16 protein-coding genes, 2 tRNA genes and 1 pseudogene are annotated in these 19,917 nt (G+C 71.3%); 6 read left to right on the top strand and 13 right to left on the bottom strand.

Annotated elements, in window-relative coordinates:
* Position 1: 1 nt before the first annotated feature.
* Positions 2 to 871, bottom strand: a complete 870-nt coding sequence (locus ABFX55_RS15860) for a LysR family transcriptional regulator (protein ID WP_346121708.1) — start codon at positions 869 to 871, stop codon at positions 2 to 4.
* Positions 872 to 892: 21 nt separating this feature from the next.
* On the opposite strand from ABFX55_RS15860, the gene ABFX55_RS15855 reads away from it, so the two are divergent.
* Positions 893 to 2,095: an NAD(P)-binding domain-containing protein gene (locus ABFX55_RS15855; protein WP_346121706.1), complete on the top strand. Its 1,203-nt coding sequence runs from the start codon at positions 893 to 895 to the stop codon at positions 2,093 to 2,095.
* A gap of 51 nt (positions 2,096 to 2,146) precedes the next feature.
* Here ABFX55_RS15855 and hutH read toward each other — a convergent pair.
* Together hutH and ABFX55_RS15845 are read right to left on the bottom strand one after the other, a co-directional pair.
* Positions 2,147 to 3,698 (bottom strand): annotated as a pseudogene (gene hutH / locus ABFX55_RS15850) (histidine ammonia-lyase).
* Between the two features lie 162 nt (positions 3,699 to 3,860).
* The gene (locus ABFX55_RS15845; RefSeq protein WP_346121704.1) at positions 3,861 to 4,619 is read right to left on the bottom strand and encodes a class I SAM-dependent methyltransferase; all 759 of its coding nucleotides are present in this window, start codon (positions 4,617 to 4,619) and stop codon (positions 3,861 to 3,863) included.
* A 73-nt stretch (positions 4,620 to 4,692) separates the two neighbouring features.
* On the opposite strand from ABFX55_RS15845, the gene ABFX55_RS15840 reads away from it, so the two are divergent.
* Positions 4,693 to 5,262: a CGNR zinc finger domain-containing protein gene (locus ABFX55_RS15840; protein ID WP_346121702.1), complete on the top strand. Its 570-nt coding sequence runs from the start codon at positions 4,693 to 4,695 to the stop codon at positions 5,260 to 5,262.
* Between the two features lie 76 nt (positions 5,263 to 5,338).
* Here the strand turns inward: ABFX55_RS15840 and ABFX55_RS15835 are convergent, their stop codons facing one another.
* The gene (locus ABFX55_RS15835; protein ID WP_346121701.1) at positions 5,339 to 6,037 is read right to left on the bottom strand and encodes a DsbA family oxidoreductase; all 699 of its coding nucleotides are present in this window, start codon (positions 6,035 to 6,037) and stop codon (positions 5,339 to 5,341) included.
* Between the two features lie 131 nt (positions 6,038 to 6,168).
* Between ABFX55_RS15835 and ABFX55_RS15830 the strand changes: the two genes are divergently transcribed.
* Together ABFX55_RS15830 and ABFX55_RS15825 are read left to right on the top strand one after the other, a co-directional pair.
* A tRNA-Gly gene (locus ABFX55_RS15830) sits at positions 6,169 to 6,240 on the top strand.
* A gap of 15 nt (positions 6,241 to 6,255) precedes the next feature.
* A tRNA-Val gene (locus tag ABFX55_RS15825) sits at positions 6,256 to 6,330 on the top strand.
* A gap of 104 nt (positions 6,331 to 6,434) precedes the next feature.
* Here ABFX55_RS15825 and ABFX55_RS15820 read toward each other — a convergent pair.
* Genes ABFX55_RS15820 through ABFX55_RS15790 form a run of 7 tightly spaced genes read right to left on the bottom strand, consistent with a single transcriptional unit; the run spans position 6,435 to position 15,955 of the window.
* On the bottom strand, positions 6,435 to 8,045 hold the full coding sequence (locus ABFX55_RS15820; protein ID WP_346121699.1) for a beta-N-acetylhexosaminidase: 1,611 nt from the start codon (positions 8,043 to 8,045) through the stop codon (positions 6,435 to 6,437).
* Positions 8,046 to 8,058: 13 nt separating this feature from the next.
* Positions 8,059 to 10,002 carry an NPCBM/NEW2 domain-containing protein gene (locus tag ABFX55_RS15815; protein WP_346121697.1) on the bottom strand — a complete coding sequence of 648 codons (1,944 nt, stop codon included), beginning with the start codon at positions 10,000 to 10,002 and terminating at the stop codon, positions 8,059 to 8,061.
* 11 nt (positions 10,003 to 10,013) lie between these two features.
* Positions 10,014 to 11,558, bottom strand: coding sequence for an alkaline phosphatase D family protein (locus ABFX55_RS15810; RefSeq protein WP_346121695.1), 1,545 nt, complete (start codon positions 11,556 to 11,558; stop codon positions 10,014 to 10,016).
* Positions 11,555 to 12,871: an ABC transporter substrate-binding protein gene (locus ABFX55_RS15805; protein WP_346121693.1), complete on the bottom strand. Its 1,317-nt coding sequence runs from the start codon at positions 12,869 to 12,871 to the stop codon at positions 11,555 to 11,557. The genes ABFX55_RS15810 and ABFX55_RS15805 overlap by 4 nt, the downstream gene beginning before the upstream one ends.
* Positions 12,872 to 12,881: 10 nt before the next feature.
* Complete coding sequence (locus ABFX55_RS15800) at positions 12,882 to 13,688, bottom strand: carbohydrate ABC transporter permease (RefSeq protein ID WP_346121691.1); 807 nt, start codon at positions 13,686 to 13,688, stop codon at positions 12,882 to 12,884.
* 6 nt (positions 13,689 to 13,694) lie between these two features.
* Complete coding sequence (locus ABFX55_RS15795; RefSeq protein WP_346122003.1) at positions 13,695 to 14,642, bottom strand: carbohydrate ABC transporter permease; 948 nt, start codon at positions 14,640 to 14,642, stop codon at positions 13,695 to 13,697.
* Entirely contained in the window at positions 14,642 to 15,955 is a 1,314-nt protein-coding gene (locus ABFX55_RS15790) for a glycoside hydrolase family 36 protein (protein WP_346121690.1), read from the bottom strand. The genes ABFX55_RS15795 and ABFX55_RS15790 overlap by 1 nt, the downstream gene beginning before the upstream one ends.
* Positions 15,956 to 16,117: 162 nt before the next feature.
* Between ABFX55_RS15790 and ABFX55_RS15785 the strand changes: the two genes are divergently transcribed.
* Entirely contained in the window at positions 16,118 to 17,287 is a 1,170-nt protein-coding gene (locus ABFX55_RS15785) for an ROK family transcriptional regulator (RefSeq protein WP_346121688.1), read from the top strand.
* A 23-nt stretch (positions 17,288 to 17,310) separates the two neighbouring features.
* Here the strand turns inward: ABFX55_RS15785 and ABFX55_RS15780 are convergent, their stop codons facing one another.
* Complete coding sequence (locus tag ABFX55_RS15780) at positions 17,311 to 18,141, bottom strand: phytanoyl-CoA dioxygenase family protein (RefSeq protein ID WP_346121686.1); 831 nt, start codon at positions 18,139 to 18,141, stop codon at positions 17,311 to 17,313.
* 102 nt (positions 18,142 to 18,243) lie between these two features.
* Here ABFX55_RS15780 and ABFX55_RS15775 point away from each other — a divergent pair, with 102 nt between their 5' ends.
* Positions 18,244 to 19,053 carry a helix-turn-helix domain-containing protein gene (locus ABFX55_RS15775; RefSeq protein ID WP_346121684.1) on the top strand — a complete coding sequence of 270 codons (810 nt, stop codon included), beginning with the start codon at positions 18,244 to 18,246 and terminating at the stop codon, positions 19,051 to 19,053.
* Here ABFX55_RS15775 and ABFX55_RS15770 read toward each other — a convergent pair.
* On the bottom strand, positions 19,032 to 19,892 hold the full coding sequence (locus ABFX55_RS15770; protein ID WP_346121683.1) for a helix-turn-helix domain-containing protein: 861 nt from the start codon (positions 19,890 to 19,892) through the stop codon (positions 19,032 to 19,034). The genes ABFX55_RS15775 and ABFX55_RS15770 overlap by 22 nt on opposite strands.
* Positions 19,893 to 19,917 lie beyond the last annotated feature (25 nt).

Here is a 19,917-nt window from a genome sequence, read left to right as displayed (position 1 = left end):
CCTATTGTCCCAGGAGTTCGACGAACGCGAGCGCCGAAGGCAGCGGCACCTCGGGCAGCGCCGCGTAGACCTTCCTGCGCGGCCCCTCCTCGGAGATCGGTCGCAGCACCAGGTCGTCGGGGACGGCGCGGGCGGCGAGCTCGGGAACGAGCGTCACACCGAGGCCCGCGGCGACGTAGCCGAACTTCCCGGTCCACTCGGCCACGCGCAGCCCGCCGCGCGGCGTGAACCCGGCCCTGGCGCAGGCCGCCTGCAGGATCGTCGTCTGACCCGGCGGCGCCGCCTCGATCCAGGTCTCCTCCGCCAGGTCGCGCAGGTCGATCACCTCGCGGTCGGCGAGCCTGTGCCCAAGCGGGAGCGCCACCAGCAGCCGCTCCTCCAGCAACCGCACCGTCTCCGCCTCGGTGGGAAGGCCCGCCGGGTAGTCGCTGACCACGGCCACGTCGAGGGCTCCCGCCTCGAGCCGGTCGAGCAGGCGTCCGCTCAGCCCCTCGACCAGACGGAGCTCGACCTCGGGCCACCGCGCCCTGAACATCTTCAGCGCCTGGGGAACCAGCCACACGTTCGCGGTCGCGAACGCGCCGATCCGCAGCGTCCCCCCGCCGCCCCTGTGGATGGCGGCCAGTTCCTCCTCCGCCTTGCCGAGGCGGTCGAGGACGGCCTCCGCGTGCCTGCGCAGGGCGGCGCCCGCCGGCGTGAGCCTGACCCCCCTGGCCAGACGCACGAACAGCGGCCCTCCCGCCTGTCTCTCCAGCGCGGCGATGCGCCTGGACACCGCCGACTGCGTGTAGCCGAGCAGCTCGGCGGCGCCGGTGAAGGATCCTTCGCGGGCGACCTCGTGGAACAGTCGCAAGTCATTCGTATCAAGCATGGCTGTCATGCAATCTAGTCGGTGGTGGAATGCCTCGCATCCGGGTTGAATCAGAACGTGATTGCATTTCTCGGACAAGGACGCATGGGCGTCCCCATGGCCCGGCGACTCGTGGAGGCCGGGCACCAGGTGAAGGTGTGGCGGCGCGGCCTCGGCGCCGTCAGCGCGGCAGTGGAGGACGCCGACGTCGTCATCACCATGCTCCGTGACGGACCCGCGGTCGAGGAGGTGCTGACGCAGGCGCTGCCGGGGCTGCGTGAGGGGGCGACGGTGGTGGAGATGTCCACGATCGGGCCCGAGGCCGTCCTGTCGTTGCGGGAGCTGCTGCCGTCCTCGGTGAACCTCGTGGACGCGCCGGTGCTGGGCAGCGTCGGCCCCGCCGCCGACGGCACGCTGACGGTGCTGGCGGGCGGCGACCTCTCGGCGTGCCGCTCCGTTCTGTCGGTCTTCGGGACGGTGCGCGAGCTCGGGCCGCTCGGGGCGGGCGCGGCGATGAAGGTGGCGGTGATGGGCGCGCTGGTGCCCGCACAGGTGCTGCTGGCCGAGACCTTCGCGTACGGCGAGGCGCACGGCGTCGACAGGCAGGCGCTGGCGGAGGTGCTGGAGGAGACGCCCCTCGGGGCCCTGGCCGCACGGGTGGCGGCGCCGGCGCAGGAGACCCGGTACGCGCTGGGGCTGGCGGCGAAGGACGTGCGGCTGGGGGCCTGGGAGGGGACGACGATGGCCCGCGCGGCCGGCGCCCGTCTGGCCGCGGCCGAGGCCGCGGGTTACGCCGACCGCGACGTGACCTCGATCGCCACCTTCGTCAGCGCCGCGCCCTCCTCGGGTGACGCGGGCGGCAGGGCGGTGCGCGTCAACCCCGGCAGCGTGCCTGCCACCAACGGGATGTACTCGCACGCCGTCCGGGTCGGAGACATGCTCTACGTCTCCGGACAGGCCGCCTTCGACGAGCGGGGACAGCTGGTCGGCGAGGGCGACATGACCACGCAGGCCGAAGTGATCTTCCAGAACATCGGCAAGATCCTGGCCGACCAGGGCGCGGACTTCTCCGACATCGCCTTCATCAGGACCTACATGACGGACCTGGACATGCGTATGGAGTACGGCGCGGTGCGCAGGAAGTACCTCACAGGCACCCCGCCGGCCAGCACGACCGTGGAGGTGTCGAAGCTGTTCATGCCGGGGCTGCTGCTGGAGGTGGACCTGATCGTCGCCCTGCCGTGACAGGGCGGTGGCGGGCCGCGTGGCGCGGCCCGCCCCTGCTCCTGCGCCTGCTCAGGCGAGCGGGCCTGTCACCGACTCGACGGTGGAGACCACGCTGCCGTCGGCGACCAGGCGGACCACCGACTCGATCTCGGGGGCGAGGAAGCGGTCGGGGCCGGGGCCGGCCACGCTCTCCCTCAGCGCGCCGACCACCGCGCCCGTCGCGGGGGCGGGGCGCAGCGGGGCTCGCAGGTCGATGGCGCGGGCGGCGGTGAGCACCTCGATCGCCAGCACCCTGGTCAGGCCGTCCACCGAGCGGCGCAGCTTGCGCGCGGCCGACCAGCCCATGGAGACGTGGTCCTCCTGCATGGCCGAGCTCGGGATCGAGTCGACGCTCGCGGGGGCCGCCAGGCGCTTCATCTCCGAGACGACGGCCGCCTGGGTGTACTGGGCGATCATGTGTCCCGAGTCGACGCCAGGGTCGTCGGCGAGGAAGGCGGGCAGGCCGTGGTTGCGCGCCACGTCCAGGAAGCGGTCGGTCCTGCGCTCGGACATCGAGGCCACGTCGGCGGCGACGATGGCGAGGAAGTCGAGGACGTAGGCGACGGGGGCGCCGTGGAAGTTGCCGTTGGACTCGACGCGTCCGTCGGCCAGCACGGCCGGGTTGTCGACGGCGGAGGCCAGCTCCCAGGCCGCGACGTTGGCCGCGTGGGCGACGGTGTCACGGGCGGCACCCGCCACCTGGGGGCGCGCAGCGCAGGGAGTAGGCGTCCTGGACGCGCGTGCAGGCGTTGGGGTCGCGGTGGCTCTCCATGATGCCGGAGTCCTGAAGGATCCTGACCATGTTCGCGGCGGCCAGCGCCTGGCCCGGCTGGGGGCGCAGGGCCTGCAGTTCGGGGGCGAAGACGCGGTCGGTGCCGAGCAGCGCCTCCACGCTCATCGCCGCGCTGATGTCGGCGGTCTTGAGCAGCCTGGTCAGGTCGTCGATGGCGAGGATGAGCATGCCGAGCATGCCGTCCGTGCCGTTGATGAGGGCCAGGCCCTCCTTCGCGGCCAGCTCGACGGGCTCGAGCCCCGCCTGCTTGAGCGCCTCGGCCGACGGCCCGACGTTCCCCGACCCATCCCGCACGACGCCTTCGCCCATCAGCGTCAGGGCGACGTGCGCGAGCGGGGCGAGGTCTCCAGAGCAGCCCAGGCTGCCGTACTCGTGGACGACAGGGGTGATGTGCGCGTTCAGCAGCCCGGCCATGGCCTTGGCCGTCGTCGGGCGGATGCCGGTGTGCCCGGTGGCCAGGGTGTGCAGGCGCAGCAGCATGAGCGCGCGCACCACCTCCGTCTCCACCTCGGGCCCGCTGCCCGCCGCGTGCGAGCGCACCAGCGAGCGCTGGAGCTGGGCGCGCAGGGCGGGGTCGATGTGCCTGGTGGCCAGCGCGCCGAACCCGGTCGAGACGCCGTAGGCGGGGATCGGGCTCTCGGCCAGCTCGTCGATCCGCTGGCGCGCGGCGGAGATCGCCGCCATGGCGTCGTCGGTCAGGTGGACGGGCGCGCCGTGTCGGGCCACCCTGATGACGTCGCCGAAGCTCAACGGCTCGGGTCCTACGTTCACGACCTCGTTGTCGCGCATGTTGCCACTCTCTCGCTCAGGTAACCGGCGTATGTGATGTTAGCTCCTTACAGGACAAACACCGTCGTCCCGCTCCCCTGCCCCCGTCAGGCAGGATTCACCCGGAGCCGCCCTGCCGTGGGGGCGCCGCCCCACAGGAAACGGCGCCCCCACAGCCTTGGGTCAGGAGTTCGCGACCGCGCACAGCAGGCGGTTGTTGCCGCGCTGCCACAGCGTGCCGACCTCGGCGAACCCCGCCGCCGTCAGCGCCTGCGCATGCATGGACAGCAGGTGGGACTCCGCGCCGTTGTGTCCCGCCCCTGCGGTGGTGCGCGCGGTGTTGAACTCGGCCAGGTCGGGGTCGGCGGCGACCGCGTCCCACCAGTCCCGCCAGCCCTCCGGCAGCCCGTCGGCGAAGGCGCGCGCGGTCTGCTTGTCGTGGACGGCCCGCTCCAGCCCAGCGATGGACGGCGTGGCGTCGTCGGACTCGAAGTGGTCGCCGTTCAGCAGCAGCCCGCCCGGGCGAAGGATCGAGGCGACCTCGGCGTACATGGCGGTCAGCTCCGGGCTGGAGATCCAGTGCAGTGCGGTCGTGCTCACCGCCGCGTCCACGGGGCGGTCCAGGCCCAGCCCCTCGCTCCAGCCAGGCGTGCGGAGGTCACGCGAGAAGAAGGTCAGGTGCGGATAGGCGGCGCGCCCGAGGCCGAGCAGGAGCGGGTCGGCGTCGACGGCGATCACGGTGGCCTTCGGCAGCCTCTCCAGCAGCCTGGCGGACAGCGACCCCGGCCCGCAGCCCAGGTCGACCACGAGCGGGTCGGGACGTCCCGAGGCCTCGACGGCGTCGATCAACGCGGTGAAGCGCTCCTCGCGGTCGGGCAGGTAGCCCTCCTGCTGGCGGTCCCAGCGCGCGATCCACTCGAGTGCGGCATCGTTGGTGAGCACAGAAAGCCTCCTTGTGACCGTCGTCTATACTTTCGACAGTCACAACGTAGAACGTGAGGGTGTGACCGGTCAAGTGGATTTCAACAGTCACAACGACGGAGTGGTTCTGGTGGCCGTCGGCTTGGTCAACGCGCTCACGCCCGGTGAGCGGCGAGGGCGCCCCTTCCCCGTGCCCGCCGACCTGCCCGCCGCCGCCACCGAGGGGCTGCGCAACGGCTACCCGAACCACCGCGAGGTCGGCGAGGGCGACGCGGGCGAGCTGGCCGAGGTCGCCGAGCGGCTGCGCGTGGTGTTCGAGGCGGTCTCCTCGGGCGACGTCGACACGGCGGCAGGGCAGATCAACCGCCTGCTCGACGAGAGCCGCGCCAGGCCGCGCCTCGACCGTCACGACGGGGAGCCATGGCACCTGCACTTCCACGGCCCCGGCGGCACGATGGCGGGAGACTGGGCCGCCAGCTGCGCGACGGGGCTGGCGATCGTGCTGGGCAGCGAGTTCCACGATCGCCTCGGGGTGTGCACGGCGCCGCACTGCGACCGCGTCTACGTGGACGTCTCCCGCAACGGCACCCGCCGCTTCTGCTCCACCCCCTGCCAGAACCGGGTCAAGACGGCCGCCTTCCGCGCCCGCACCAGAACCGCCTGACGAGGGCCGGGTCGGCGCTACGTCGGCAGGAGCCGCCGACCGCGCAGACCCTTCCCCACCCCAGGGCGGCGCCACGTCAGCAGGAGCCGTCGACCGTGCAGACCCCTTCGCCGCCCAGGGGCTCGACGGGGGCGATCTCGCGCCATGACCGGTCGAGCAGGTCGGCGAAGACCTCGACCGGCTGCGCCCCCGAGACGGCGTACTTCTCGGCGAAGACGAACGTCGGCACCCCCGAGACGCCGAGCCGCCGCCCCAGCGCCTCGTCCTTCCTGACCGACTCGGTGAAGTCGGCGCTCTCCAGCATCGCCAGCGTGGCGGCGGGGTCCAGCCCGGCCTCGGCGCCGAGCCGTACCAGGGTCTCGTGGTCGGAGAGCACGGCGCCCTCGCCGGTGTAGGCCCGCAACAGCCGCTCGCGCACAGGCTCCCCCACGCCCTCCCTGGCGGCGTACTGCATGAGCCGGTGGGCGTCGAAGCTGTTGACCGGCCTGGCCAGGTCGAGCCGGTAGGTGAGGCCGGACTGCGCGGCCAGGTCGCTCAGCGCGCCGATGCGCTGCCTGGCCTGCTCGGGCGTTCCTCCCACGTCGCGTCGGTGCCGCTCGGGGAGGGTGAGGTCCGCCCGCCTGCTCCCCTGCGGGTCGAGCTCGAAGCTGCGCCAGCGCACCTGTACGGCGTCACGCCGTGCGAACCCGTCCAGCGCGCTCTCGAACCTGCGCTTCCCCAGGTAGCACCAGGGGCAGACGATGTCGGACCAGATGTCCACAATGAGTGTGCTCATACGGCTTACCCTAGGCACTGAGCTAACTTCAGGTAAGTACGCACCTTCGGGTAAGGGGCTTACCTCCAACGGTTTGGGGACTCGGCCAGGATTCGCTACAGTTCTCTACGTCGCCGCGAACACGCGGCAACGCGGAAGTGGCTCAGTGGTAGAGCATCACCTTGCCAAGGTGAGGGTCGCGGGTTCGAATCCCGTCTTCCGCTCTGAGATCCACCCGAGGACGATTAGCTCAGCGGGAGAGCGCTTCCCTGACACGGAAGAGGTCACTGGTTCAATCCCAGTATCGTCCACCACCGTTCCCCCAGGTCGCTCGACCTGGGGGTTCGCTGTTTCCTGGGCCTTGAGGCACCCGGAGGCGCTCCAGTCCCGTCGGCGGCCAGGGAAGACACCGGAGCCGTCAGGGTGCTGGTCTCAGGTTGCTCGTCCAGGCGTCGATCTTGGCCTGCCACTCCTCCGGGTCCTCCGGCCTGCCGGGGATGCCCGGCCTGCTCTGCCAGGGCAGCGGGCCGTCCTCGTGGCGGTACTCCACGCCGACGGCCGCCAGGCGTGGCAGGTGCGCGGCCAGCCGGTCCCTGAAGTCACCGAGGTCCCGCTCCGGCGTGCTCCAGACGGTCTCGGCGAAGGCCGACAGGCGGGGGAAGGCCATGTAGTCCACACGCCGGTTGGAGTCGATCAACTCGGTCCACACGGCGCACTGCGACCCGACGACGTGCGCGCCCGCAGGGTCGTCACGCAGCTCCTTGGGCAGCGGCTCGAAGGCGTAGACGTCCTCGAGCCCCAGTACGGTGCCGAAAGGGACGGGCTCCTCCTCGCCGGGGGCCTGCCGGTAGTCGAGGTAGACGGACGTGCTCGGACAGGTGATCACGTCGTGTCCCGCGCGGGCCGCCGCCACGGCGCCCAGGTCGCCGCGCCAGGAGGCCACGACGGCTCCGGGGGCCAGCCCGCCCTCCAGGATCTCGTCCCACCCGACGAGCCTCCGGCCGCGCGCGGTGAGGAACTCGTCGAACCGGTGGATGAACCAGCTCTGGAGCGCGTCCTCGTCGCGCAGCCCGAGCTCGCGCATCCTGGCCTGGGCGGAGGGACTCTCGCGCCACTGGTCCTTTCTGCACTCGTCGCCGCCCACGCAGATGAAGCGGCTGGGGAACAGGTCGAGCACCTCCTCGAAGACGTTCTCGAAGAAGGTGATCGTCGCGTCCTCGACGTTCAGCACGTTGACGCCGACGCCCCAGGTGGTGCGCACCTCGAGCGGCTCGCCGAGGTTGCCGAGCTCGGGGTAGGCGGCGATCGCGGCCTGGGTGTGGCCCGGCAGGTCGATCTCGGGCACGACCATGACGTGTCGGCGCGCCGCGTAGGCGACGATCTCGCGGATGTCGTCCTGCGTGTAGTAGCCGCCGTGCGGGCGGCCGTCCATGGCGCCGTTCCAGCCGGTCTGGCTCTCCCTGCGCCAGGCGCCCACCTCGGTGAGCCTGGGATAGCGCCTGATCTCCAGCCGCCATCCCTGGTCGTCTGTCAGGTGCAGGTGCAGGACGTTGAGCTTGTGCATCGCCATGAGGTCGATGAACCGCAGCACATCCGCTTTTGTCATGAAATGGCGGGCGACGTCGAGGAGGCAGCCGCGATAGCCGAAGCGCGGCTCGTCCTCCACGTGCACGGCGGGCAGCGCCAGTGTCCCGCCGATGCCCGCCTTCCTGAAGGCCTCGGACGGCAGCAGCTGCCGCAGCGTCTGGGCCCCGTAGAAGGCCCCCGCGGGACCGCCCGCCACGATCCGCACGCCCTCGGCCTCGACCGTGAGCCGGTAGGCCTCCGGCTCCAGGTCGCCGAGTCCGAGCGTGATCGCTCCCTGGCCCTGCCCTCCCGGGAGCAACTCGCCGCCGGTGACGGCGCCGAGTTCGCCGCGCAGCCACGCGGCCACCTCGCTCAGCGCGGGATCGGCGATGAGCGCGGTCTGCTTGCCGAGGACGAACCGCCCCGGCCTGGTCTCGTACAGGACAGGCTTGGGAATGATCATCGATTGCGACCTCCTAGGTGCAGGTGATGGTGGCGTCGGCGAAGTCGGCGTGGTCGGAGAAGACGTTGTCTCCGCCGTTGGCCGCGACCAGCCGTACGAACGTGGCGCCCTCGACCGAGGCGGTGACCTTCTTGGCGGGCTGGGCTCCGGTGAGCACGCCGGAGTGGGCGACGCGCCCGCCGTCCGCCCAGACCTCGAAGTCGACCGAGCCCGCCGCCCCTGCGCTGTCGTCGATCCCGGCCTGGAACTCGACGGTGGTGCAGCGCCCCGCCGTGTAGAACTCGATGTCGGCGCGCGCGTGCGTGCCGAGCCCCTTGGCGTGGACGACGCCCTCGATGGTGAGCGGCGCGCCGTCGCCCTGTCCCTGGCCGCCGACGCTCTGGTCCCGCTCGACCGGTCCCCAGTGGCTCGTGGACCTCAGCCACGGCAGGTCGCTCAGGTAGCTTCTGCCCGGGCCTGGCGCGTGTGCGACCCTGGCGACGGACGTGGCCTCGAGGGTGCGCGTGGCGAGGGCGGCGGTCGCGGTGAGCGTGTGCTCCGCCTGCTGCGCTCCCGCGGGAGCGGTGACGGCCCAGCTCGCCTCGCCCGTCCTCCTGGCCTGCCACCCTTCCGGTACGGCGAGCGTCACCCTGGCCTCGCCGAGCCGTCCCGTGCGGCCCACGTCGACGACCCTGGCGACGACCTCCCGTTCCAGGCCCGGCTCGAAGACGGAGGGCCTGTCGTCGCCCAGGACCGCCGCGGGGTCCAGCTCGAACAGCGCCAGCGACGGGTCCTTCCGCCCGCCGGGGCCGACCCTGTACATGACCGAGCCGTGCGCCGGCACCGAGGCGGCCAGGTCACCCGTGGTCGAGGAGACGGCCCCTGTCCACAGGTCCTCGACCCGGTAGCGGGGAGCGGCAGGCAGCTTCAGCCTGCCGCCCTTCACGGAGATCGTCGCCTGCCTGTCGCTCTCGTTGAACAGCACGATCGCGCGGTCGCCGTTCTCCAGCGGCTTGGAGATGACGTGGTACCAGCCGTCGCTCTGCACGAGGCGGCCCATCGCGCCGAGCCTGTCCTGGTCGACGGCGATCACCTTGGGGTTGGCCACGATCGAGGCCGGGGCCCTGCCAGGGTCGGCCTGGAGGATCAGCGGGGCGGCGCCGACGGCCCAGAGCGTGAACTGGCTGCGGTACTCCGCCTCCGTCATGCCGCCGCGCCCGGCCTGGATGAGGTCGGGGTCGGCCCAGCTGCCCGCACGGGCGTGGTCCGCGCGCAGGGAGTTGGTCTCCCAGATGCCGAGCATCGTGGAGTAGCTGTCGGAGATCGGCCGGTTGACGACGTTGGTGCGCCAGGTGGTGGCCAGCTGAGCGCCCCAGAGCCACGGGACGCTGTTGCCGTCCTCGTTGTTCATGGCGAAGGCCATCGAGTCGCCGACCGCCTGCCGCATCAGCGGGTAGAGCGTCTCGGCGATGTCGCGGGAGGTCCTGCCGGGGAAGTCGGCCGTGGGGATGTTGCACCAGTCGTACTTCAGGTAGTCGACGCCCCAGGCGGCGAGCAGCGCGCCGTCCGCCGCCTCGTTGCCGTAGGAGCCGGGGCCGCCTCCCGCGCACGCCTTGGTGCCGGCCGACAGGGCGAGCCCGAGCTTGAGTCCTCTGCCGTGCAGGTGGTCGGCCAGGGCCTTGATGCCGGAGGGAAAGCGCGTGGGATGGGCGGCCAGCGCTCCCGAGGCGCGCTGCGGGGCGAGCCAGCAGTCGTCGATGATCACGTAGCGGTAGCCTGCCTGGCTGAGCGCGGCCATGGCGTCGGCCGCCTGCCGTACCGAGGTCTCGGAGACCGAGCAGCCCAGCGTGCGGCTGTTCCAGCCCATCGGAGGGGCCTCGACCGCGGGTGGCGCGGCCGTACGGGCCTGCGCGCCCGACAGCGGTAAGGCGAGCACGCCGAGGAGAGCCGCCGCGAGGGCGGCCGCGGATGTGCGCATGAGACTTCCCGTCAGACTGGGTTGAGGCTCGGGCTGCCGGGCTCGATGACGAACGAGCCCGAGGTGTAGGCGGGGGCGTGCGGCTCGGTCACGCGGGACAGGGATCGGAAGTCCACCTTCATCTCGGTCTGCGAGATGCGGCTCCTGACGTAGCCGCGGCGGCCGTTGAAGAACTTCACGTGCGGGTTCTCCCGCAGGAGCGCCTCGGTGTTCCAGTACTCGTCCACGCCGTCACCCGCGCTGCTGACCGAGGTGGTGACCAGCTCGACGGCCACCGACTTCGAGCCAGGGTCCTGGTGGTCGCGCTTGAGCTCGCCCGCCCAGTGCGAGTGCACGTCGCCGGTGAGCACGACGCCGTTGCGGCCATGGTCGTCGATGGCGGCGGCCAGGCGGTTGCGGGAGGCGACGTAGCCGTCCCAGCCCTCGTTGGACCAGCCCCTCTGCTCGCCGAGGACCCAGTCCATCTCCATCATGAAGACCTGCTGGCCGAACAGGTCCCAGGTGGCCGCCGACGAGCGCAGCTCGCCCTCCAGCCAGGCCTCCTGCTCTCGGCCCAGAATCGTGCGGTTGTCGTCGAAGCGCTCCACGCACTCGGGGCCGACCGTTCCCGCCGGGATCACGCAGGCGTACAGGTCGCGGTACTGCCTGGTGTCGAGCAGGTGCAGGTTGGCCACCGCGCCCCAGCGGATGCTGCGGTAGAGGTGGAGCTTAGGGCCGTCGGGCCGCTGCGCCCTGCGCAGCGGCATGTTCTCGTAGTAGGCCTGGAAGGCGGCGGCCCTGCGCGGCAGGAACGGCGGCTCCGGCTGCTCGGGGACGTCCGCCGCCCAGCCGTTCTCGATGTCGTGGTCGTCCCACACGACCACCCATGGCGCGATGGCGTGGGCCTGCTGCAGGTCGGGATCGCTCTTGTGCTGGGCGTGCCGTAATCGGTATCCGGCCAGGTCGAGGCACTCTCCCCCGGCCTGGTCGCGCACGGGGTACTTGTAGTCGCCGTACTCGTAGAAGTAGTCACCGAGGAAGGCGACGAGGTCGGGGTGGTCCTCGGCCATCCTGCGGTAGGCGGTGAACCAGCCGACCTGGTAGTCGGCGCAGGAGGTGAAGGCGAGGTTCAGCTCTCGGCTGCGCGCGCCGGGCGCGGGCGCGGTCAGCGTGCGGCCCACGGGCGAGATCTCGTCGCCCGCGCGGAAGCGGTAGAAGTACTCGGCGCCCGAGTCCAGGCCGTCGAGCTCGACGTGCACGCTGTGCGCCGCCTCCGGCCTGGCGATCTCGGCGCCCTGCCGTACGACCTGCCTGAAGTTCTCGTCCTTGGCGACCTGCCACCGCACGGGCACCGGACGGCCCGGCATGCCGCCGAGGCCGTCGAGGGCGGTCGGGTCCATGGCGAGGCGGGTCCACAGGACCACGCCGCGCGGGTCGGGCTCGCCCGAGGCGACGCCGAGCTGGAAGGGATCGGACAGCGGGGCGCGCCGGGCCGCCGCCGCCGGGCGCACGGGTGAGACACCCGACACGGCGACGAGACCCAGGCCCCCGGCGAGGAGCGAACGCCGAGTGATCATTTGATGGTCGCGTTCCCCTCGGCCACGGCCTGGTCGGCGGCCTGCTGGGGGGTGATCTTGCCGAGGTACATCTCGTTGAAGATCTGGTTGAGCTTCGGCTCGAAGCCAGGGAAGCCGGTGGTGACCGGCAGGTTGAAGGTGGTGCCCTCGGTCTGCTTCAGGTACGGCGCGACGTCGATCTTCTTGGTCTTCCAGTAGTCGACATAGCCCTGGGAGAGACCGCCGAGGGCGGGGATGACGAACCCCTCGTCGGCCATCAGCTTCTGCGGCTCCCTGGTGGACAGGTAGGCCGCGAGCTTCATCGCCTCGTCAGGGTGCTCGGTCTTGGCGTAGACGGCCTCGGACAGGCCGTTGATGTTGACCGCGCGCCCCGCGGGGCCTTCGGGCATCATCGCGACGCCGATCTCGAAGGTGGACTCGGGCGCCACGAACGGGAGCAGCGCGTTGTTGGCGGGGAACATCGCCACCTCGCCGGCCTGGAACATCTCCGTGGCCTTGCCCGTCGGCGGGTTGGTCCGGGTGGCCGGCGGCGAGACGTGGTGCTTGTTGACCAGGTCCACCCCGAACTGCAGGGCCTGCACAGAGGCGGCGTCGTTGAAGGCGTACGCGCCGAAGGGCTTGTCGAGCAGCTTGCCGCCGTTGGAGACGACCCAGTTCATCCACTGGGTCTGGTAGTGGTTCCACGAGGCGAAGCCGTACGTCTTGACCTTGGCGGGGTCGAAGCCGTCCTCGCCCGGATGCTTGCCGCCCTCGTCGACGGTGAGCTTGCGGGCCAGGTCGAGGAAGGTGCCGCTGCCGTCGGCCTTCCAGGTGAGGGTCTCGGGCATCTCGACGCCCGCGCGCTCGAACAGGTCCTTGTTGTACAGCAGGCCGACGATGCCCAGGTCCTTGGGGACGCCGTACAGCTTGCCCTGATGGGTGTAGGACTCGACGACGTTCTTGTCGTAGGCGGCGGTGTCGAGCTTCAGCGCGGACAGGTCGGCGAGCACGCCCTTGGTGACGTACTCGGGGAACTGGCCGGTGTTCATCCAGAACAGGTCGGGCGCGGTGCCCGCGACCGCGTCGGCGGTCAGCTTGGTCCAGTACTGGTCCCATGGCAGGACCTCGATGGTGACGTCGATGGCCGGGTTGGCCTTCTCGAAGGCCGCCATGATCTTGTCGTAGCCGACCCTCTGCTGCTCGTCCCAGATGCGGTAGGTGAGCGCGACCTTGTCGCCCTCACCTCCGCCCGAGTCTCCGGAGCCGCAGGCGGTCAGGGTGAGCATGGCGGCGCCGAGCAGCGCTCCCGCCATGCGGAATCGGGGGGTGATCATGATTCGCCTTTCACTTCAGACCGGTGAGGACCACCGACCGGACGATGTAGCGCTGGAAGAAGACGAAGATGGCGATCATGGGGACCAGGGCGATGAGGCCGCCGGCCATCATGAGGTTGTAGTCGACGCCGATGCCGACCTTGAGGCCGGCGAGCGCCACGGTCATGACCTTGGTGTCGTCGCCGCTGGTGATGATCAGCGGCCACAGGAAGCTGTTCCACGACGAGATCACCGTGATGATGGCGAGGGTGCCGAGGGCGGGCCTGCACAGCGGCAGCAGGATGCGCACCAGGATCGTCATCGGCCCAGCCCCGTCGATCCTGGCCGCCTCTTCGAGGCCGCCGGGCAGAGCGCGGAAGAACTGCCGCATCAGGAAGATCCCGTACGGCGTGCCGAGGATGTACGGCGCGAGCAGCCCGTACCAGGTGTTGATGACGTCGAGCTCGCGCATGATGAGGAACAGCGGGATCATGGTCACCGCGCTGGGCACCATCATGGTCGCCACGTACAGCCAGAACAGCGCGTCCCTGCCGCGGAAGCGCAGCCTGGCGAAGGCGTAGGCGGCGAACGTGGTGAAGATGAGCTGGCCGATCGTCAGCGCGGCGGTCATCAGCACGGTGTTGCCGAGGTAGCGGGAGAAGTCGCCGCCGAGCAGCCTGGTGATGTTGGCCAGGGTCGGCGGCAGGCCGGGCAGCCACGGGTCGGTGGAGTTGAGCTGCCCCTGGGTCTTGAAGGCGGTGAGCACGACGAGCAGGTAGGGGAAGACCGAGACGAAGGCGCCGGTCAGCAGGGCGGCGTAGAGAAGGAATCGCTTCATGGCTCCTCAGCTCACGTCGTAGGTGGTGCGCCTGCCGAAGAAGCGGACCTGCGCCAGCGTCACGGCCAGGATGATCACGAAGAGCAGCATCGAGAGCGTCGAGGCGTAGCCGAAGTCGAACTCCCTGAAGGCGGTGCCGTAGATCCGGAAGTTGAGCACCTCGGTGCTCTGGCTGGGCCCGCCGTCCGTCATCACGAAGACGGTGTCGAAGACCTGGAAGGCGCCGATCAGGTTGGTCACCATGACGAAGAACATCGTGGGGTTGAGCAGCGGCAGCGTGATCCTGAAGAAGCGCTGCCGGGGGGTGGCGCCGTCGGTGGCGGCGGCCTGGTGGAGCTCGCGCGGGATGCCCTGCAGGCCGGCCAGGAAGAACAGCATGTTGTAGCCGGTGTTCTGCCAGACGGTCACCAGGGCGATCGCGGGCAGCGCCCATGTGGGGTCGGACAACCAGTCGGGCCCGGTGATCCCCACCAGGGCCAGCGCGCTGTTGATCGCGCCGTCGCGCGGGTCGAAGACCCAGTTCCAGACCAGGCCGATCACGATCGGCGTGGCCATCCACGGCACGACGAACAGCGCGCGGTAGATCTTCACGCCTTTCGCGCGCTGGTTGAGCAGGAGCGCGAGGCCGAGCGCGAGGACCGTCTGCAGCGGCACGCACAGCGACACGTACAGCAGCGTCACGACCAGCGAGTGCCAGGCCTCGCCGTCGCCCGCCAGGCGGCGGTAGTTGTCCAGGCCCACGAAGGCCGGCTCCGAGAGCAGTTCCCAGTCGAAGAAGCTGAGCCCGAAGACGATGACGACGGGCAGCAGCAGGAAGGCGAAGACGCCGAACAGGCTGGGGCCGATGAACAGGTAGGCGTACCACTCGCCGGAGCGGCGCCGCCTGGGACCCGCCCCTGGTCGGGCGGCTCCTGGCTCGGCCTTCCCTCGGTCGCGGGCCAGGAGCGTCGCCATCACGACGGCTCCGTGCGGGTGGGGACCATCAGTCGTCTGGTCGTCTCCATGCCCCAGTCGTCGAGCGCCGCGATGGGGTCGCTCGAGCCGCGCAGGCCGCCGGTGGCGTCGATGTGCGCGGCCCACTCCTCGCGCGCCTCCACCCCGGGACGGGCCATGATGCAGTCGGGGTCGTTGACCCACCAGCGCGCGTGCAGGAACTCCCTGGCCGCGCCGGTGAGCCTGGCGCCGAGCTGGGAGGGCTGGCTGATGTCGCCCGCCTTGGGCTGGAGCGTGGGGGCGATGTCGGGACTGACCCGCATGATGTCCACCAGGCCGATGCTGGGCAGCATCGGCGCGCCGCACCCGTGCAGGGTGGCGTCGGCGCCCGCGCCTTCGCGGATCAGCTCCAGGCCGAGGCGGTAGGCCGCGATGGGGTCGATGTCCCGGTGACGGCGGCCGCCGAGGGCTCCCGCGTAGACGAAGTCCAGCTTGAAGTGCGTGATACCGAGCCCTCTGAACGACCTGAAGACGTTCACCAGGTGGGCGGCGGCCTCGGGGTGGGTGACGTCGAGGACGGCCAGGCCCTGGTCCCACATGCGGCCGGCGTCCGCGCCGCCGACCAGCCACTCGGGATGCTCGCGGAAGACGCGGCTGCGCTCGCCCACAAGGAAGGGCGCGGTCCAGATGCCGGCGCGCCTGCCGGCTTCGACGACGGTGGCGCTCGCCCGCTCCAGTGAGCCGAATCCGGGACGCGGCTCCAGCCAGTCGCCGATCTCCGCCTCGTAGCCGTCGTCGATGAGGAACATGTCGGCGCCGAGGCCGTGCCGCTCGGACAGGCGCAGGTTCTCCACGACGTCGTCCTCGGTGACCTTGTCCCAGTAGCCGTACCAGGTGCACCACATGGGCGCGACCGCGGGAAAACTCGCAGGGGCGAAGCCGGTGGCCATGGTGTCGGCCCAGCCGCGCAGCGCCCGCTCCAGCCCGCCTTCGGCCCGCCAGTGCCGTACGGGGCCGTCGGAGGAGACGACCACGCGGCCGCCTTCCAGGCGGGCGCGGATGGAGGGCACCTCGAGCGGGCCCGGCGCCGACCAGACCTCCACGGGGCCCCCGTCGCCCGGGTCGAGGGCGAGCAGCCCCTCGCCCTGGAACAGCCCGTCGGGAACGGGGGTCTCAGGGCGGTAGCAGAGAGTCTGGATGATGGGGTCGGCCGCTCTGGGCGGCCGTTCGGCAAGGCGGTAGGCGCCCGTCGGGCTCCACGACTGCCAGCCGTGCTCGAACACCAGCGCCGCCCTGGGATCGCAACCGACCTCGCCGACGTCTTCAAACGGCATGAGAAGCCCTTCCTGTCGCAAAGATACGAAGGAGCACTTCATTAGTAGCATCGCGCTCAACTAAGGGTCAATGGAGACGTTTCAGGAAAAGCGCCTGGCGCAGCCCGGAGAGGTCTCCGCCTGGTGCACACTTAATGAGGAGACTTACATTAGGAGGTGGCGATGGCCGACCTGCGTGGCGGCGATCTTTCCCGGCTGCGGCAGCTGAACTCACTGTCGGCGATCAGGGCTCTTCGCGGCGCGGGACCGCTCACGCTGTCGGCGCTGGCCGAGCGCACCGGCCTGTCCAGGCCCTCCACGAAGGAGGTCGTGGACGAGCTGGCGCAGGTGGGCTGGGTGGAGGAGGTGCCGCCGAGCCCCGGCACGATGGGCAGGCCCGCGCGACGCTACCGCTTCAGGGCCAACTGCGGCTACCTGGTCGGCATCGACATAGGGGCGCACAACGTGCGGGCCGCGCTCGCCGACCTCGACGGCCAGGTCCTGGCCGAGACCAGGCAGCCGGCGCTGCCCGGCGCCCCGCTCGACGACCGGCTCGCGGCGATCGAGAGGGCGGTGTCCGGATGCCTGACGCTGAGCGGGAAGACGGTGGCCGACCTCTGGACGGTGGCCGTCGGGACCACGGGCATCGTCACCCCCGACGGCAGGGTCGCCTACTCCGCGTCGGTGCCGTCCTGGACCGGCCTCGACCTGGCAGGACGGCTGCGCGAGATGTTCCCCTGCGAGGTGCTGGTGGAGAACGACAGCAGGCTGGCCGCCCTGGCCGAGAGCAGGCGCGGGGTGGCCCGAGGCTCGCGCGACGTGGTCTTCCTGCACGTGGCCAGGCGCATGGGAGCGGCATTGATCATCGACGGGCGGCTGCACCGCGGCTTCGGCACGGCGGCGGGCGAGATCGGCATGCTGCCGGAGATGCGCTGGCTGCAGGCCACCGACCATCTGAACGAGTGCGCCATCGTGCCCGAGGAGACCGTGCCCGAGGACGCGGCGGGCTACACGCTGGCTGCGGCCAGGAGCGGCGATCCCGTGGCTCTCGCCGCGGTCGGCCGCTACCTGGACGACCTGGCTGTGGGGGCCGCCGCGATGGCGTTGCTGCTGGATCCGGAGGTCGTGGTGCTGGGCGGCGGCTTCTCCCGCGCGGCCGACGTGCTGCTGGAGCCGCTGCGTGAGCGGCTCGAGCGCTCCTGCATGCGGATGCCCGAGGTGCTGGCCTCGACGCTGGGCGAGGAGTGCGTGGTGCTCGGCGCGATCGACTACGCCGTCGACCACCTCGACCGCCAGCACTTCACGGCCGACGCGGGCCCGGTCCCGCCGCAGGCGGCCGTGACGAGCCGCTGACCCGGCCGCCCCGGCGGGGCCGGTCAGTCGTCGCGGTCGCCCGGCTCGGCGGGGCACGGGTCGCCGATGTGGACGGGCGGGACCGGCCGCAGCACCCTGCGCCGCTGCTCGGTCAGCTCCTTCAGCCAGGCCTCGTCGTAGGCGTAGCCGTACCTGCTGCTCGTCCAGACCGGCCCGTACCTGTAGATGACGACCCTGCGCTCGCCGGGGTTGGTGCGGGTGGAGCCGCCGTGCATGAGCCCGTCGACGAACAGCAGCGCGTCGCCCTTGGCCAGGTGGACGGGCACCGCGCCCGGCAGGGTGTCCATGCGGTCGCCCCTGGCGTAGTCACCGGCCAGCGGGTGCGGGAGGTTCGACTTGTGGGAGCCTGGCACGACCATCGTCGCGCCGTCGCCCTCGCCGATGTCGGTGAGGGCCAGGATGATGTTGACCTGGGCGCACCGGAAGACGCCGTGGGAATGGCCATAGCTGCCGCGCAGCGCGCCGCGGTAGCCGCCCGAGTGCACCGGGTGGTGGCCACCCGACTCGCGGATCGAGGCGATGGTCTCGTCGATGAACACGCCGGGCACGTAGCTGTCCTCCTCCCCCGCGAAGTGCTTCACGAGACCGAACCAGCTCGGGTGGTCGACCAGCTCCTCGAACGGCCGGCCGGCGGTCACGGCCTGGTGCAGCTCGAAGCCGGTCTCCGGGGTGTAGTCGCGACGCTGCGCGCCCCGGTACCAGTCGCCGCGCGCCAGGTCGCGGGGGAAGGCGTCGAACTCCGCGTTGAGCCGTGCGAGCAGGTCGCCGTCGACCGCGTTCTCGAGAATGAGGTAGCCGTTGAGGTCGAACAGGAAGTCGTCGAGTTCCGACATGGTGCGTGCCTCCAGGCGAGGTGGGGATGCCCCCACTCTGCGGTGCCGCACCCCATGAGGTCATCCGGCCCGGACCGCCGACCTGTCGCATATCCTCAAGGTGTGCGATCGCTGGTGCAGGTGGTCGGCTTGCAGACGTTCCACGTGACCTCGGGGCCGATGCCCACCTCGCACATCCACCCCGAGGTGGAGCTCAACCTCGTGCTGTCGGGCGGCGCCCGCTACGCGACCGTCTCGGGCACGCTCGACCTGCCGCAGGGACGGCTGGCCGCCTTCTGGGGCGGCTATCCGCACCGCCTGGTCTCCGAGCACGACGTCGACTTCCTCTGGGCCACCATCCCGCTGGCCGACCTCACGGGCACGCCCGCGCTGCGCGGCCCGCTGGACCGGCTGCTCCAGGGCGAGTTCCTGTACGGCACCGCCGAGGAGGGCCCGCACGACGCCTTCCTGATGGCCCGGTGGGACACCGACCTCAGGCGCGGTCCTCAGCTCGACGTGGCCGAGCTGTGCCTGCTGGAGATGCACGCCCGCCTGGCCCGTCTGGCGCGAGGGCAGCGCCCCGCGAGGACGGCGGGCGAGAGCGAGGCCAGGGCTGCCGAGCGCATGCTGGCCGTCGTCGCCCGCCGCTACACCGAGGACCTCACGGTGGACGGCATCGCCGCCGACGCCGGTGTGCACCCGACCTACGCCGCGCTGGCCTTCAAGCAGACGCTGGGCATGCCGGTGTGGCAGTACGTCACCAGGCTGCGCGTCGCCCACGCGCGCCGCCTGTTGTCGGTCACCCGCTGGGGCGTCGACAGGGTCGCGCACGAGAGCGGGTTCCAGACGCGGTCGAGCTTCTACCGCGCCTTCCGCGACGCGCTCGGCAGGACACCGACCGAGTATCGGCGTCAGCCCGACTCCATGCTGTGACGCAGGCGGCGGCGATATTCCCTCGGCGACAGCCCGAACGCCCTGCTGAAGACGCGGCTGAAGTGGAAGGGGCTGACGAATCCCGATGCGTCGGCGACCTGACCCACGTCCATGTCGGTGACCTCGAGGAGCCTGGCCGCGTGCCGTACCCTCGCCTCCCTGACCGCCTGCATCGGCGTGCGGCCCGTCTGCTCGGAGAACAGGTGCGCCAACCTCGACGGCGACAGCGCGACCACGCGGGCCAGGGAGGCGACCGTGTGCGGCGCGGAGGGCTCGGCCGCGATCAGCGCCTGGACCTGCCTGACGCGCGGATCGCCGCTCCCAGGCCGGCGAGCCGCCGCCGTGGCAAGCAGCAGCACCTCCTCGACCGCCCCCATGACCAGCTCGCGGGCCTCGGCGGCGGCCGCCACGACCGGCTGGACCGGCTGGGAAGGAGAGGCGGGCGCGCCGTGCCCCGACCACCTGGCGTCGGCGCCCGCGCGAAGAAGCGCCTGCTCCACCCGGTCGTGGCCGGCGCCGTGGATCACATGGCAGCCGGGCGCAAGCGCGTACGGCGCGAGCCACGGCAGCCAGGCGGGTCTCGGCTGGAAGTGCACCCACCAGAACCGCCACCGCTGCTGACCCGGCGCGGTCCTGTAGTACTGGGCCGCCCCGGGCCCGAGGACGACCAGGTCACCCGGGCCTGCCGTGGTGCGCACGCCCGCCTGCTCGACCAGCCCCGCCCCTGCCTGCGTCCACATCAGCAGCCAGCTGGGCGAGCCGCCGGTACGGCGCGTCGCGTATCCGGAGTGCTTGTCGAAGTGGCCGACGATCACCAGCTCGGCAGCAGGAACGGACATGTCCTCAACCGTCACGGGCATACCA

It is taken from the genome of Nonomuraea roseola, from assembly GCF_039535395.1.
In the GTDB taxonomy this organism is placed as follows: domain Bacteria; phylum Actinomycetota; class Actinomycetes; order Streptosporangiales; family Streptosporangiaceae; genus Nonomuraea; species Nonomuraea roseola.
The sequence above is the reverse complement of the archived record's forward strand: the minus strand, read 5'-3'. Positions and strand labels throughout refer to the sequence as shown.

Coding starts and splice junctions, on each gene's coding strand:
- ABFX55_RS15860 (WP_346121708.1), bottom strand. CDS start 871: ATGCTTGATACGAATGACTTGCGACTGTTCCACGAGGTCGCCCGCGAA.
- ABFX55_RS15835 (WP_346121701.1), bottom strand. CDS start 6,037: ATGAGCACACTCATTGTGGACATCTGGTCCGACATCGTCTGCCCCTGG.
- ABFX55_RS15820 (WP_346121699.1), bottom strand. CDS start 8,045: ATGATCATTCCCAAGCCTGTCCTGTACGAGACCAGGCCGGGGCGGTTC.
- ABFX55_RS15815 (WP_346121697.1), bottom strand. CDS start 10,002: ATGCGCACATCCGCGGCCGCCCTCGCGGCGGCTCTCCTCGGCGTGCTC.
- ABFX55_RS15810 (WP_346121695.1), bottom strand. CDS start 11,558: ATGATCACTCGGCGTTCGCTCCTCGCCGGGGGCCTGGGTCTCGTCGCC.
- ABFX55_RS15805 (WP_346121693.1), bottom strand. CDS start 12,871: ATGATCACCCCCCGATTCCGCATGGCGGGAGCGCTGCTCGGCGCCGCC.
- ABFX55_RS15800 (WP_346121691.1), bottom strand. CDS start 13,688: ATGAAGCGATTCCTTCTCTACGCCGCCCTGCTGACCGGCGCCTTCGTC.
- ABFX55_RS15795 (WP_346122003.1), bottom strand. CDS start 14,642: ATGGCGACGCTCCTGGCCCGCGACCGAGGGAAGGCCGAGCCAGGAGCC.
- ABFX55_RS15790 (WP_346121690.1), bottom strand. CDS start 15,955: ATGCCGTTTGAAGACGTCGGCGAGGTCGGTTGCGATCCCAGGGCGGCG.
- ABFX55_RS15785 (WP_346121688.1), top strand. CDS start 16,118: ATGGCCGACCTGCGTGGCGGCGATCTTTCCCGGCTGCGGCAGCTGAAC.
- ABFX55_RS15780 (WP_346121686.1), bottom strand. CDS start 18,141: ATGTCGGAACTCGACGACTTCCTGTTCGACCTCAACGGCTACCTCATT.
- ABFX55_RS15770 (WP_346121683.1), bottom strand. CDS start 19,892: ATGTCCGTTCCTGCTGCCGAGCTGGTGATCGTCGGCCACTTCGACAAG.